Here is a 13603-nt window from a genome sequence, read left to right on the forward strand (position 1 = left end):
ATGCTCGCCATCGGCCGTCGGGCGCGTGCACCCGCCGAGGGGCACGGCTCACCCGCGGGAGTGAGCCACGCGACTCGCGCCGCTCGCCACCCGCTCCCGGCTCAGCCGAGCCAGCGCCTCGTCTTCCTGCGCCGGATCGACCGCTCCACCGCGGGCAGGTCCTCGAGGACGCGTTCGGCGGCGGCCTGCTCACGGGCGTGCAACAGCCCGTAGGTGAAGGCGTTCTCGTGGTCGAGGTGCGCGCGTACGCCGGCCTCGCGGAGCGTCTGCCGGGCGACGATGCTGTCCTGGTGGGCGCCGAGCACCTTCTGCATCCGCTTGAGCTCCTTCACCAGTCGGCGGGCGTCCTTGCCGCCGACGGCGCTGAGCGCCTCCGCGGCGTACCGCGCCCGCTTCGCCGCCTTTCGCGCCTCGTGCAGCGCGGTCGACCGGTCCCGGACCACGCCGGGAAGGGGCGGGGTCACCGAGGGCGTGGCTTCGGGGTGGGCGGACAGGGCGGCGGCACGGTCGAGCCGGCGGTCGACCCGGCGTAGCGCCTTGCGTGCGCGCTTCCGCAGCTCGGCCGCGCCGGCCTCCTGACCCGCAGTGGCGTCCACCAGAGCCTCCAGGGCGTCCAGCAGTGCGAAGTAGCGCGGGCTGTCCAGCGCGGTGGCGACGCGTTCGCGGGCCTGCGCCTCCTCGGTCGCGAAGTGGTCGCTGATCCGCCGGTCGACCGGGCCGATCACGAGCTCGGTGGGCTCGGCCTCGACGGCGGTGCGCAGGCGCTCGGCCTGCACCTGGCTGTCGCGGAGCAGCCCCAGCTCGCCGGCGAGCCAGCGCAGCTCCACGCCGAGGGGGTCGGTGCGTGCGCGGTCGAGGAACGGCCGGAACGTGCGCAGCGTGCTCCGCAGCCGCCGGCAGGCGACGCGCATCTTGTGCACTGCCTCCGGATCGCCACGTCGTACGTCCGGATCGAGGGTGACGATGGCGTCCCGCTGGTCGGCGATGTACGTCGCGACGGCCGACCACGCGCGCTCCTCGTCGCTGCCCGAGCCACTTCCTGACCGCGGGGCACCGTGCGCACTCGGCCGCCGGAGGTCGAGCGTGCGGGCCAGCTTGGACCCGAACGCGGCCGGCCGCGCACCCGCGTCCAGCAGAAGCCGCTCGGCGGCGTCGAGCAGGTCGGCCGAGCCCTCGACGAGCTCGACCTCCACCTCCCGCCACTCGCGTGCGGTCACCTCGGCGCCGTAGGTGTGTGCCGTCACGTGGTCGTCGCTGACCTCGGCGAGGGCTTCGCCGGAGCCGGAACGCAGGACGCGTTCGAGCCGCCGGGTGCGGATCCCCGCCACCGGGCGCAGCGGGTGCCCCCGGGTCAATGCGCGGAGCTCCTCCGCGAACGCCCGCGGCGGCCTGGCAGCTTCGCCGCCCTCGCCCTCGTCGAGCGGGGCTCTCAGCTCGGTCCGCGCACCGTGATGCTCGGCGTCTCCCCCGGCACCGGCCGGTCGCTTGAGGTGCCAGCCGGCGTCGTGACCGCCGGTGCGGCGGCGAAGCGTCACCCGATGCCGGGACAGGTGCAGGTCGTCGGTGTCGTAGTAGGTCGCGTCCAGCTCGTGCTCGACGGGCTCGTCGACCGAGGCCGCTCCGGTGGCCGAGGACAGATCCGGCAGGATGAAGTCCGGCTCGACGTCGTACTTGCGTTCCACTTCCAGATGACGCATCCAACTCCCTTCGGCGTGCCTCTTGCCTACCGGATGGGAGCCGTTGCCGCCACTTCGCCCGCCCGAGGACCGGGGGCGGGCGCCCGGGCAGGGCAGGACCTCAGGCAAACCGGGTCAGAACGAACCCAGGTCGGAGGACAGCCAGCGCTCCGGCCGCATCGCGACCACGAGCTGCTCTCCGTGCTCGGCCTTCGCCAGCTCGAGGTAGCCCTTCACCACCTCGGGTGGGAGGTATCGCCGGGCCATCTCCTCCAGCTGCTCGTCGGTCATCGGACTGGTCCGGGTGACGGGGCCCTCCACCGAGACGTAGCGCACCGAAGGCTGGACCCGCTCGACCATCAGCGAGAACCGGCCGGCGGCCTCGATCAACCGCGCCTTGCGGGAGTTGACTCCGGTCAGCACCCAGGCCTCGCCGCCCGGCTCGTACTGATACCAGATCGGGACCACCAGGGGCCCGCGACCGTCTTCGGCGTCCACCGCCAGCGCGGCGACGTGCGGCTTGGCAAGGAACTCTTGACGTTCGTTCACAGACAGTGCCATGCCGCAGACCCTACGAGAGACCGCCGACAACCCCGGTGGACCGCTCGTCATCGCCGGGCGTGCGTGTGCGGCTGCTGCGGACCCAGTTCGTCGAGCAGGGTGAACAGGTGGTCGATGCGCTGGTTGAGTACACCCGCTGCGCGGCGCGGATCATCGCCACCCGGCAGAGCACGTCGGCGAGGAAGCGCCGCTGGTTGCCGGCGGCCCGTTCACACGGCAGCAGGGCGTTGAACTCGTAGCTTCCGAGACGTCGAGAGAGTGCGAACGAAGGGATCAACTCGTGCGAACCGGACGGATCCGGCTGGCAGTCATCGTCGGGAGCACCCGGCCGTTCCGTCGCGCCCACTCGGTGGCGGAGTGGGTGTGCGCGGTCGCGAGCGACCCGGACCCGGGCTACGACCTCGTCCCGGTCGACCTGGCCGACCTCGATCTTCCGATGTTGGCCGAGCCCACCGCGACGATCAGGTGATCCAGCGCCGAATGGCGCGACGAGGGCGCAGGTGCGCAGGCAGGCGGTCGACGACGACGGCGAGGCGAGTGCGGACTTCTCCGAGATGGCGATGTACGTCCTCGTCGAACGGGACGGCCGACGGTGGCTCGCCGGTGGGCAGAACACGCCGATCGGGCAGGCACCGCCCTTGCCCTCCTGACGAATCCGACGCAGGGTGTCCGACGTGGATGCGGTGACGAGCAGGGCGCGGCGACTCGTCCAGGACCTCAACGCGCGGACCGGGCTGGACCTCCGGCTCGTCGGGCCCGCCGGGCACGGCGAGGTCAGTGAGGCCGTTTTCGTACGCCGGCCGGACGGGCGGGACGGCGTACTCTCCCGCTCGACCGCGCCCGTCGGCTTCCTACGTCACATCGGCGACGTGCTCGAGTTCGCCCGCGAGCGCGGCGCACCGGTGCCCCGGCACGAACTCGTCACCGAGGTGTCCGAGGGCGCCGTCATCCTCCAGGAGCGCCTGCCAGGCGCACCGCCCGGCCACGTCACGGCAGACGTGGTCGACGCGATCGTCGCGGCGAACGAACGCCTGGCGGGGGTTCTCGCCAGCCGGTCCGAGGTCCACGTTCCCGAGCTACATCTGCGGGAGAGCGGCGACGGCTGGTGCCTGCACGAGACGCTCGACCGGTACGACGACCGGAGCCGCCGCCTGGTGGGGTGGATCCGGGAGGTCGGCGGAGCATCGCCGACGCACCTGTCCGGTGACGACCTGGTGCACCTGGATCTCGTACCCGGCAACGTCCTCCTCGATCCGGCGGGCACCCGTGGCAGCGTCGGACCGGTCAGCGGCATCGTCGACTGGGCCGGTCTCGGGCGTGGTGACCGGCGTTTCGCCCTGCTGAAGCTGAGGTTCTACTGCGCATTCCTGCTGGCCACCAGGCCGACCGGCGGCCCGTCGGTCGAGCCGGAGGCCATCGTCCGCCTGGACGAGATCCTCGACCGGCAGCTGGACCCGGCGATGCTGCGCGCGTACTGGGCACACACGAGCCTGAGCCTGGTCGACTGGGCCCTCCGCCACGGGCCTCGCGAGCATGCCGAGCACTACCTCGACATCGCCCTGTCCCGGATCAGCTCCTGAGCGCCGAGTCAGGTGGGTCCGCGGACCCGGGCGAGTAGGCGTTCGGCCAGCGCTCGTGGATCCTGGTCTTCGGTGGGGAACACCGTCGGAATCAGCGAACGCCCCCCTGCGCGGCGTCGGCCAGGGCGTCGACCAGTTCCTGCGTCCAGCCCCGTGACCGCAGGCGCCTCACCCGCAGCCCGTCCGCGCAGTCCGGCCGCCTCGAGGAGGTACGGAAGCAAGGTCGTCTTGCCCACGCCGGGCGCGCCGGTCAGCAGGTGAAGCGGCGCGAGGTTCGGCATCGGTCAGCCGGGCAGGTCGTCGAACGCGGCGACGGGCGAGGGCCGCGGAAGAATCGCACCGACGTCGCTCAGCCACTCGTCCAGCAGCCGGGACAGCCGGTCCACGACGTCCGGCTCGTCCGCGGCGCGGTCGAACGACTCCGAGATGTCCTCGACGAGGTGATACAGCTCGGTCCGGTCGTCCTCGAAGAACCGCACCAGCTTCCACTCCTCTGCCCGCACAGACGCCGCCGGCGTACCGCCCTGGTTGCTGTAGTGAGGGTAGTGCCAGTAGATCGGCCCACGCCGGAACGGCTCCGCGCGCAGCACCGGCCCGAGGTCCACGCCGTCGACGTGCTGGCCGTCCGGGACGGGCAGCCCGGCCGCCGCGAGGATCGTCGGGTAGAGGTCGGGTGTCGTCACCGGCTCGTCGACCACGCGCCCACCGGACCCGCCGGCTCCATCCCAGCCGCCGCCGGGCCAGGACACGATCAGTGGGGTGCGTACGCCACCCTCGTAGTTCCACCCCTTGCCCTCTGTCAACGGCGCGTTGCACGTCGGTGAGCCTTCCGACGTTGCCAACCCGCCGTTGTCGGACGCGAACACCACCACGGTGTCGTCCGTCTGGCCCGTGCGCTCCAACGCGTCGAGCAGCCGGCCGACGTTGGTGTCGAGACTCTCGATCATCGCGGCGTACGCGGGATCGGACTGGACCACCCGCCGGCGTACGCGGTGATGGCGCAGATGCCAGACCGGGTAGGGCTCACCGTCGGCGAACGCCTCCTGCCGTTCCAGGCCGAGGTCGTGCGCCTTCCGTTCGTACTTCGCCACCAGGTCCGGCGGCGCCTGGATCGGCGTGTGCACGGCGTTGTGCCACAGGTTCAGGAAGAACGGCCGGTCCCGTGGATGCTCCTCCACCAGGCGGATCGCCTCGTCGGTCAGCCGGTCGGTGAGGTACTCACCAGGCGGCCCGTCCTCCAGGGTGGGACAGCCGTACGGACTGAAGTACGTCGGCGGATGCCCCCAGTCACAGCCGCCGAGGTTGACGTCGAAGCCGTGCCGAAGCGGCCAGGTGGAGCGTTCGCCGAGGTGCCACTTCCCGACGTGCCAGGTCCGGTAGCCGCCCGACCGCAGCGCGCGGGCGAGCGAGATCTCCTGCAGGGGAAGGCAGGACAGCATCGGCACGTCCTGCAGCTTGCCGACCGCGTGACCGCCGATGTACTGCGTCACCCCGACCCGCGCGGGGTACTTCCCGGTGAGCAGGCTCGCCCGGGTCGGTGAGCAGACCGGCGCGCTGGCGTACGCCGAATCGAACCTCACTCCGCGCGTGGCCAACGCGTCCAGCACCGGAGTCTCGTAGAACGTGCTGCCGTAGCAGGAAAGGTCCCGCCCACCCAGGTCGTCGACCAGGATGAGGACGACGTTCGGCGCGGTCTTCCGGGCAACGTCCGGGGCGGCGCTCATCGGGCCGCCATGCGCTCGTCCTGGATCTCTTCGAGCGTCTTTCCGGCCGTCCGCGGCATGAACACCAGCCCGATCACGCCACTGGCGACCAGCAGGAGCAGCAGGATCAGCGCGAGTGTGCGGAACCCGGTCGCCGCGAGCACCGGCACCAGGAAACTCCAGCCGCCGATGAGGATCCGCACCACGCCGTACAGCAACGCCTGCGAGCTCGCCCTGATCTGCGTGGGGAACAGCTCGGTGGACCACACCCGGAAGAACGGCCCCTGGCCGAACCCGCTGCCCAGGTTGTTCACCACGAGGTAGACGACGGCGACCGTGACTCCGAGCGGGAACGTGAAGAGCACACCGTACGCGATCGCCTGCAGCGCCGCGCCGATCCCGAACAGCAACCGACGGTGCCGGGTGTCGCTGAGCGGCATGAACACCACCGACGTGGTGATCGACACGATCAGGAACCCCATCGCCTGCAGGGCGACGCTGGTTCCCTGGCCGGCGCCGCCGACGGTGCGCAGGATGTACGGGAAGAAGAACCCGGCCGTCCCCGCGACGAGGTTCCACGGCAGGAACATCGCGAACACAAACGCGAACGCCCGCAGGTTGGCCCGGGTGGTGAAGTCCCGCAGCCGCATGCTCGCCTGCCGGCCGGCGTTGCGCCAGCGTTCGGACTCGACCATCCCGCGGCGGAAGAACCATGTCACCAGCGCCACGACGAGCAGGTGGGCGAAGACGATGCGGATTCCCAGCACACCAAGGGGTGCGAGAGCCCACGCGAGCGCCAGCGTCAGCACGGGTCCGAGCGACCAGAAGACGTTGGTGAGGCCGAGCAGCTTGCCGCGCGCCCGCGCCGGGGAGAACTCCGCGATCAGCGTCCACGACGTGGGGATGTCCGCGCCGACCGCCAGCCCGACGATGACGAAGCCGACCAGCAGTCCGGGCAGGCCGGGCGAGAAGATGATGAACAGCGTTCCGAACGCGTACACCAGAAGGTCCCACTGGTAGACCCGCTTGCGGCCCACCCGGTCACCCAGCCAGCCACCGATCAGGCAACCGACGCCGGCCGAGATCGCGTTCGAGCTGAACGCCGCGATCAGCCCAACTGCGCCGCTGCTCAGGTGGTACGCACTCGCCCACAGGGCAAGGCCGGCCGAGCCCGCCACGATCGAGCCGGCGTCGATGTAGTCGGCCATCGACGCGAGCACCGCCCAGCGCCAGTGTCTGCGGTCCAGAGTCCGGTCGTCCTGCACGCGCGGCTCGCGGGTAGCACTCACGGCGACCATCGTTCTCACCGTGCTCCGGGAGGAGCAAGGCCACGCGACCGGTCTGGCTGGAACCGGTCTGGCTGGAACCGGCCTTGGCCACCCCGGGCCAGGCGGTCGGCGTCAACCCACGCTTGCGAACGCGTACTCGGGCAGCTCGATGTCGGCAGCCTTGGCGAACTGCCGGGCGATCACCGGCCGCATCGGCCAGCGCGTCATCCACCGCATGGACAGCCCACGCGCCCAGATCGCCGGCCTGCTCATCGGCGCGTACCCCGACACCCCGCCCGGCGGGAGTTCCTGCGCGCTGGTGACGTAGGGCCGGATGAGGTCCTCGTAGCGGGCGAACGCGGCCACGTGGTCGCCGTCGGCGGCGGCGAGCTCGCCGGCCAGCACGTACGCACCGACCAGGGCGACGCTCGTCCCCAGACCGGTGAGCGGCGTCGGGCAGTAGCCGGCGTCACCGAGCAGCACGACCCGCCCGCGCGACCAGCGGTCGAGGTGCACCTGCCCGACCGAGTCGAACGCGAAGTCGGTGCAGGCACGCATCCCGGCGAGCAGCCGCGGCGCCGGCCAGCCCACGCGTGCGAACCGCGCCGCGATCACGTCCTGCTGCCCGCGCACGTCCCGCCGGTCGTACGACAACGGCTCGGAGCGGAAGCTCAGCCCGGCCTTCACCTCACCGGGCAGGCGACCCGGCCGGGCGGACGTAACCAGGCCGCCGGGCGCGTTGTGCATGAGATACCAGCCGTCCAGGTCGAGGTCCTCGGTGCTGGTGAACCACGCGGTGTAGCAGCCCAGCGGGCGGACGTACTTCTCCTCCGGGCCGAACGCCAGCGCCCGGACGGTCGAGTGCAGCCCGTCGGCGCCCACCACCAGGTCGAACCTGCGGGGAGCGGCGCGTTCGAACGTCACCAGCACACCGTCGTCGTCCTCACGCAGGTCGGTGATGGTGTCGTCGAAGAGGTACTCGGTGTCGGGCAGCGTCGCGTCGTACAGAAGCTCACAGAGGTCACCACGAAGGATCTCGATCTCGGAGATGATGCCCTCGCCACCGAAGGCGTCCCCCGGCACCCGCGCGGTGATCCGGCCGCGCCGGTCGACGAGGGCGAGCCCGCGCTGGTGCAGGCCGAGGGCCCGGGCCCGCTCCATCAGTCCCATTCGGCTGATCACGGTGCGCCCGGCGCCGCGCAGGTCGACCGCCTGGCCGCCGGGGCGGGGTGCCGGCGCGCGCTCGACGACGGTGGGGCTGTAGCCGGCTCTGCGTAGCCAGTACGCGGCGGCGGGACCGGCGATGCCGGCACCGGACACGAGGACGGTTCTGTTCGACATGCCGGTGACTGTACGGTGTACGCACAGCAAGCCGCAAGCGTTATTTACAACGGATCTCACGTCGCCGTACTAGTGCACTGCTCGTCTGCGGCCGACCGGAACGACACGGACCGGCGGCCGGCAGGCGCCGGAACGCTAGGCTGCACAGAGAGGTCAGTGCACTAGTACGGCCCCTGGCGGAGGGCTCCACAGAAGGGGAGGACTCGCGAATGACGGCCTCTTCGACGTCGTCGCGGTACCGCGAGGTCGTCGCCGCGCTCCGACGTCGCATCGAGGCGGGCGAGCTGGCGCCGGGCGAGCGGGTTCCCTCGACCCGGGAGATCACCCGCGAGTGGGGCGTGGCGATGGCGACCGCGACCAAGGCGCTCACCGAACTCCGCCACCTCGGCCTGGTGCGAGCGGTGCCCGGTGTCGGCACCGTCGTCGCCGAGCGCGGACGGGCGAGCAGTCGGACGACGACCACGCCGGCCCGAGGCACCCCCGACGACCGGGCCGGCGCCAGCCGATCCCCCGCGGCCACCGACCGGACACTCACCACCGAACGCGTCGTCGAGGCGGCGATCGCCGTCGCGGACGCCGAGGGAGTTTCGGCCGTCTCCATGCGCCGGGTGGCCGTCGACCTCGGCGTCGCCACGATGTCGCTGTACCGGCACGTGCGCGACAAGGACGACCTGCTGCTGCGGATGATGGACGCGGTGATGGCGGCCTCCCCGCTGCCCGCCGAGCCGCCGCCCGGCTGGCGGGCGCGGCTCGACCTGGTCGCCCGGACGCTGTGGACGATATTCCGCCGGCACCCCTGGCTCGCGCCCACCATGTCGATCACCCGCCCGCAGGCGACCCCGCACGCCCTGCCGTACACCGAGTGGGTGCTTGCCGGGCTGGCCGCCGAGGGTCTCGACCTGCAGGACGCCTTCACCATTCACCTCACGCTGTTCAACTACGTGCGCGGCACGGCGGTCAACCTGGAGAGCGAGGCCGAGGCCGAGGCGGCCAGCGGGCTGACCAACGAGGAGTGGATGGAAGCCCAGCAGCCGGCCATCGACCGGATCGTCGCCGAGCAGCGGCTGGTGACGTTCGCCCGGCTCACCGAGGAGGGGTTCGACTTCGACCTGGACGCGCTGTTCGAGTTCGGCCTGCAGCGCCTCCTCGACGGCTGCACCGACCTGGTGGAGACCGCGCGCAGGCGCCGCCGCCCCCGGCGGCCGGCGACACCGTGACCGTCCACCTGCTGGAGCGGATCAGCGACTGAGCTCGGCTCCGATCAGTCCTCCTGGACGCCGGGCCGGCGGTCCTCGACCACCCACGTCGCGCGGGTGCTGATCGGCGCGCCCGGCCGGGTGACGTACGGCAGTACCCGGAAGTCCGTGCGCCACCGGTGCCTGTCCACGTGCACCCGGACGTAGCCGCGCCGGGCGTTGTAGAACCTCAGGTCCGGGTTCGAGGCGAGCATCAGACGCCCCCGCCCGTCGACCTCCACGCCGTCCCCGCGAGTGGTGACGGACGTGCCCACGAACTCGCTGCCCACCGTCGGCGAGTCGGGGTCGGCGTAGTCGCGCCTGAGGTCCATGGCCTGGTTGCGGTGCCGGTCGCCGGTGATCACCACGAGGTTCCGTACGCCGAGGTCCTGCGCGGCGGCGAGCACGCGGTTGCGGTCGGCGACGTAGCCGTCCCATGCGTCCACCGACACCTTCGTGGCCGGGCCTGGGTCGAGGTCGCCCTGCCCCATCGGGACCTGGTTGCCGAGCACCTGCCACCGGGCCGGCGAGGACGCGAGGCCGGACAGCAGCCACGCGCGCTGCCGGGCACCGAGGATGGTCCGGCCGGCGGCGAACCGCTCGGTGCAGGTGACCGACCGGCCGCCGCCGCAGGGCTGGTCGTCGCGGAACTGCCGGGTGTCCAGCATGGTGAGGTCGACGAGCCGCCCGTACGACAACCGCCGGTGCAGGCGCATCGCCGGGCCCGACGGCAGCTGGGCGTGCCGCATCGGCTGGTTCTCGTACATCGCCTGGAACGCCGCCGCCCGCCGCCTCCGGAACTCCGCCGGATCGCGGTTCGGCACCGGCGTCTGCCCGGGGTGGTCGCCGGCCCAGTCGTCCTCCACCTCGTGGTCGTCCAGCGTCACGATCCACGGGAAGCGGGCGTGCGCGGCCTGCAACGGCGCCTCCGTCTTGTAGAGCGCGTACTGCAGCCGGTAGCCGGGCAGGTCGAAGACCTCGGTGCGCAGCGAGGACTCCTTGATCACGCCGCGCCGGTCGCGGTCGGGCACGTGCTCGTAGATGTAGTCGCCCAGATGGACCACCAGGTCGAGGTCCTCCCGCGCCAGGTGGTCGTACGCGGTGAAGAAGCCGTCCTGCCACGTCTGGCAGGAGGCGAACGCGAAGGCGAGGTCCCGCGGCGAGGAGGAGGCGAGCGGCGTCGTCCTCGTCCGCCCGACCGGGGAGAGCGTCCTGCCGACGCGGAAGCGGTAGTAGTACACCCGGTCCGGTTCCAGGCCGACGATCTCCGGATGCACCGAATGGCCGAGTTCGGGGGTGGCGACCACCCGGCCCCGGCGGACGACGCGGCGAAACCGGTCGTCGGCGGCCACCTCGTACTCCACCCGCACGGGTATCGGCGGCATCCCGCCACTGCCGTCGCCGGCCAGCGGCTCCGGCGCCAGCCTGGTCCACAGCACCACCCCGTCCGGGGCCGGGTCACCGGAGGCGACGCCGAGGGTGAACGGGTCGGCACCCCCGAGCGGGACCGACGACACGGAGTTCTCGACCAGCATCCCGGTGCCCAGCAGCATCGCGGCCGCACCTCCGCCGCCGAACCCCAGGAACCGCCGCCGGGACAGCTGCCACCGTGAGGGGTTCACTGTGCGCGCGTGCGTGGACCAACTCACCCTGATGCCTGACCGAAGTGCCTGACCGATGCCCGAACGGAAGTACGCCGCGCCCGACAGAACGCCGCGCCCGGCTGACGGGAGCAACCGGACGCGGCCGCAGCAGGCGGACGGAGCTGAAGGTGCCCGACACAGTGCGAGCTACCCGTCGGCCGGCCCCGAATAACCGCTGGCGGACCGGTAACCGCCCTGGTAGCGTCACCAGGCTTCCTGGGTGGCTCTCGAGTAATCCTCGAAGGATCGAATCGAACCGGACCTCTGCTCCGGGGCGGGACCCTCGTCGATGGCCGCCGATCTCTTCGTCCTCACGACCTCTTCGTCCTCACGACCAGAGGAGCCCAGGCCCTGATGGAGTCCGTCACCACCGCGGCCGGCCGGTCCGAAGCCGCCACCGCCCCTTCCCATCCCGACAGACCGTACGACCCAGAGCTACGGGCCGAGCGGGCCTTCCTCGACAGCGCCCGCGCGGCGCTGCGCCGCATGCACGCCGACGTCGTGGACACCGAGACGCCGTTGATCGGCGGCGAGGACAACGACGAACGCTTCACCAACGAGTCCAACCTCCGCGCCCGCTGGCTGCGCGCCCAGGCCCTGGTCGACCTGCCGGACGTGCCGCTGTTCTTCGGCCGGATCGACTACGACGCCGGGACCGTGTCGGAGGTGGCCGACCGGATCCACATCGGCCGCCGGCACGTCCACGACGAGGTGGGTACGCCACTGGTGATCGACTGGCGGGCGCGCGTCTCGGTGCCCTTCTACCGCGCCACCCGCAGCGACCGGCAGCGCGTCCACCGCCGTCGCCGCTACGGCTTCTCCGACGCCGCCGACCTGACCGCCTACGACGACGAGATCCTCGATGACACCGGCGCGGCCTCGGACCCCGGCGACGCCGGCGATGCGTTCCTGCGCGCGGAGATCGAGCGGCCGCGTATCGGCCCGATGCGCGACATCGTGGCCACCATCCAGCCCGAGCAGGACGATCTGGTTCGTGCGCCGCTGCAGCCGTCCATCTGCGTGCAGGGTGCACCGGGCACCGGCAAGACGGCGATCGGCCTGCACCGGATCGCCTATCTCCTCTACACCGAACGCGAACGCCTCAGCCGCGGCGGCGTCGTGATCGTCGGGCCGAACCGCTCGTTCCTGTCCTACATCCGCAAGGTGCTGCCCGCCCTCGGTGAGGTCGACGTACGCCAGACCACGGTCGAGGAGCTACTCGGCCAGACCGGCAGCACGGTCGCCGGAGACCCGCACGCAGACCAGCTCAAGGGCGACGCCCGGATGGCGGCGGTCCTGCTCCGCGCGCTGTGGCTGCACGTCGGTACGCCGACCGAGGGAATCCTGTACACGAAGGGATCCAACCGCTACCGCGTGCACGACTACACCGTCGCGGAGATCGTCCAGTCGCTGCGCGGTGCCACGAGGTACGCCCCCGGACGCAACTCCCTGGCCCAGCGGATCGCGCACGAGGTGCTGGTGCTGATGGAGCGCCGCGGCGAGTCACCCGACGATCGCGTCCAGAACGCCGTGGCCCGGTCGCGGCCGATCAAGGCGCTGGTCGACCAGGTGTGGCCGAAGGTGACACCGGAGCAGGTGTTGTTCCGGCTGCTGTCGGACCCGGACTTCCTGGCAACTGCCGCCGGCACCGACCTCACCGCGGAGGAGCAGGCAGCCCTGGCCTGGGCCAAGCCCGCGCGGTCGGTGAAGTCGGCGAAGTGGTCTCCGGCCGGCCTGGTGCTGCTGGACGAGCTCACCGACCTGATCGAACGCCGGGCAGGTTCTCTCGGCCATCTGGTGGTGGACGAGGCGCAGGACCTGTCGGCCATGCAGCTGCGGGCACTCGGCCGGCGTTGCCGTACGGGCTCGGCGACCGTGCTCGGTGACCTCGCGCAGGCGACGTCGCCTGCGACGACGGGTTCGTGGGAGCAGGTGTTCGAGCACCTGGAGATGCCCGACACCCGGCTGGTCGAACTCGAGCGGGGGTTTCGCGTGCCGGGCGAGATCATCGACTTCGCGGCCCGGTTGCTGCCGACGATCGCGCCCGCCCTGGGCCGGCCGACCGGGTTTCGTTCCCTGCCGGGCGCGCTGCGGGTCACCTCCGTCACCTCGGTCGGCCGTCAAGGCTTCCTTGACAGTCTCGCCGACGCCTGCCGGAAGGCCCTGGGTGGCGAGGGTTCGGTGGCGATGATCACGGCGGACGCCGACGTCGCCGACATCCAGGCGGGCCTGCTGGACCGCGGGCTCCCGTCCGCCCTGCTCGGCAGCGCCGACGACGCGATGGAGACGGCCCGGCTGGTGTGCGTACCCGCGATGCTGGCCAAGGGACTGGAGTTCGACGCGGTCGTGGTCGCCGAACCGGCCAGGATCGTGGCGGCCGAGCCGCGGGGGATGGCGCGGTTGTACGTCGTGCTCACCCGCGCGGTCACCAGCCTGCACGTCGTACACGCCGAGCCGCTGCCCGCCGAACTCCGTGACACCGAGGTTCGGACCGGAGCTTTGGCCTAGACATCCCACGGCTCTAAGCTGTCAAGCGGCGATGGCTTCTTGGGTTGGCCAGGCGGTGGCTTCGTTGTAGCTGGTGCCGTGGGTGAGG

General features: G+C 71.7%; 12 protein-coding genes. 6 read left to right on the plus strand and 6 right to left on the minus strand.

Annotation, left to right across the window (positions count from 1 at the left end):
• Positions 1 to 101: 101 nt before the first annotated feature.
• Both ABZV93_RS21330 and ABZV93_RS21335 read right to left on the minus strand, forming a co-directional pair.
• Positions 102 to 1697 (minus strand): CYTH and CHAD domain-containing protein, encoded by a 1596-nt coding sequence (locus tag ABZV93_RS21330; RefSeq protein ID WP_354938831.1) that lies wholly within the window; start codon positions 1695 to 1697, stop codon positions 102 to 104.
• Positions 1698 to 1811: 114 nt separating this feature from the next.
• Positions 1812 to 2237, minus strand: a complete 426-nt coding sequence (locus ABZV93_RS21335; RefSeq protein ID WP_354938833.1) for a pyridoxamine 5'-phosphate oxidase family protein — start codon at positions 2235 to 2237, stop codon at positions 1812 to 1814.
• Positions 2238 to 2296: 59 nt separating this feature from the next.
• On the opposite strand from ABZV93_RS21335, the gene ABZV93_RS21340 reads away from it, so the two are divergent.
• The 4 genes from ABZV93_RS21340 to ABZV93_RS21355 are packed head-to-tail and all read left to right on the plus strand — an operon-like array spanning position 2297 to position 3817.
• Positions 2297 to 2476 (plus strand): hypothetical protein, encoded by a 180-nt coding sequence (locus ABZV93_RS21340; protein WP_354938835.1) that lies wholly within the window; start codon positions 2297 to 2299, stop codon positions 2474 to 2476.
• A gap of 41 nt (positions 2477 to 2517) precedes the next feature.
• On the plus strand, positions 2518 to 2706 hold the full coding sequence (locus tag ABZV93_RS21345) for a hypothetical protein (RefSeq protein ID WP_354938837.1): 189 nt from the start codon (positions 2518 to 2520) through the stop codon (positions 2704 to 2706).
• Positions 2707 to 2737: 31 nt separating this feature from the next.
• Entirely contained in the window at positions 2738 to 2887 is a 150-nt protein-coding gene (locus ABZV93_RS21350; protein WP_354938839.1) for a hypothetical protein, read from the plus strand.
• Between the two features lie 24 nt (positions 2888 to 2911).
• Entirely contained in the window at positions 2912 to 3817 is a 906-nt protein-coding gene (locus ABZV93_RS21355; RefSeq protein ID WP_354938841.1) for a phosphotransferase, read from the plus strand.
• A gap of 284 nt (positions 3818 to 4101) precedes the next feature.
• On the opposite strand, the gene ABZV93_RS21360 is transcribed toward ABZV93_RS21355, so the two are convergent.
• The 3 genes from ABZV93_RS21360 to ABZV93_RS21370 all read right to left on the minus strand — a co-directional run bounded on the left by ABZV93_RS21360 (position 4102) and on the right by ABZV93_RS21370 (position 8129).
• On the minus strand, positions 4102 to 5541 hold the full coding sequence (locus ABZV93_RS21360; protein WP_354938843.1) for a sulfatase: 1440 nt from the start codon (positions 5539 to 5541) through the stop codon (positions 4102 to 4104).
• Positions 5538 to 6809, minus strand: coding sequence for an MFS transporter (locus ABZV93_RS21365; protein WP_354938845.1), 1272 nt, complete (start codon positions 6807 to 6809; stop codon positions 5538 to 5540). The genes ABZV93_RS21360 and ABZV93_RS21365 overlap by 4 nt, the downstream gene beginning before the upstream one ends.
• Positions 6810 to 6920: 111 nt before the next feature.
• Complete coding sequence (locus tag ABZV93_RS21370; RefSeq protein ID WP_354938847.1) at positions 6921 to 8129, minus strand: FAD-dependent monooxygenase; 1209 nt, start codon at positions 8127 to 8129, stop codon at positions 6921 to 6923.
• A 209-nt stretch (positions 8130 to 8338) separates the two neighbouring features.
• On the opposite strand from ABZV93_RS21370, the gene ABZV93_RS21375 reads away from it, so the two are divergent.
• Entirely contained in the window at positions 8339 to 9346 is a 1008-nt protein-coding gene (locus ABZV93_RS21375; RefSeq protein ID WP_354938849.1) for a TetR/AcrR family transcriptional regulator C-terminal domain-containing protein, read from the plus strand.
• A gap of 44 nt (positions 9347 to 9390) precedes the next feature.
• On the opposite strand, the gene ABZV93_RS21380 is transcribed toward ABZV93_RS21375, so the two are convergent.
• Positions 9391 to 10986 carry an alkaline phosphatase D family protein gene (locus ABZV93_RS21380; protein WP_354938851.1) on the minus strand — a complete coding sequence of 532 codons (1596 nt, stop codon included), beginning with the start codon at positions 10984 to 10986 and terminating at the stop codon, positions 9391 to 9393.
• Positions 10987 to 11361: 375 nt separating this feature from the next.
• Between ABZV93_RS21380 and ABZV93_RS21385 the strand changes: the two genes are divergently transcribed.
• Entirely contained in the window at positions 11362 to 13515 is a 2154-nt protein-coding gene (locus ABZV93_RS21385) for an AAA family ATPase (RefSeq protein WP_354938853.1), read from the plus strand.
• Positions 13516 to 13603 lie beyond the last annotated feature (88 nt).

It is taken from the genome of Actinopolymorpha sp. NPDC004070, assembly GCF_040610475.1.
Taxonomy (GTDB): Bacteria; Actinomycetota; Actinomycetes; order Propionibacteriales; family Actinopolymorphaceae; genus Actinopolymorpha.

Excerpts from the sequence above, each read along its gene's own strand:
- ABZV93_RS21335 (WP_354938833.1), bottom strand. The coding sequence starts at position 2,237 with ATGGCACTGTCTGTGAACGAACGTCAAGAGTTCCTTGCCAAGCCGCAC.
- ABZV93_RS21330 (WP_354938831.1), bottom strand. The coding sequence starts at position 1,697 with ATGCGTCATCTGGAAGTGGAACGCAAGTACGACGTCGAGCCGGACTTC.
- ABZV93_RS21360 (WP_354938843.1), bottom strand. The coding sequence starts at position 5,541 with ATGAGCGCCGCCCCGGACGTTGCCCGGAAGACCGCGCCGAACGTCGTC.
- ABZV93_RS21375 (WP_354938849.1), top strand. The coding sequence starts at position 8,339 with ATGACGGCCTCTTCGACGTCGTCGCGGTACCGCGAGGTCGTCGCCGCG.
- ABZV93_RS21385 (WP_354938853.1), top strand. The coding sequence starts at position 11,362 with ATGGAGTCCGTCACCACCGCGGCCGGCCGGTCCGAAGCCGCCACCGCC.
- ABZV93_RS21370 (WP_354938847.1), bottom strand. The coding sequence starts at position 8,129 with ATGTCGAACAGAACCGTCCTCGTGTCCGGTGCCGGCATCGCCGGTCCC.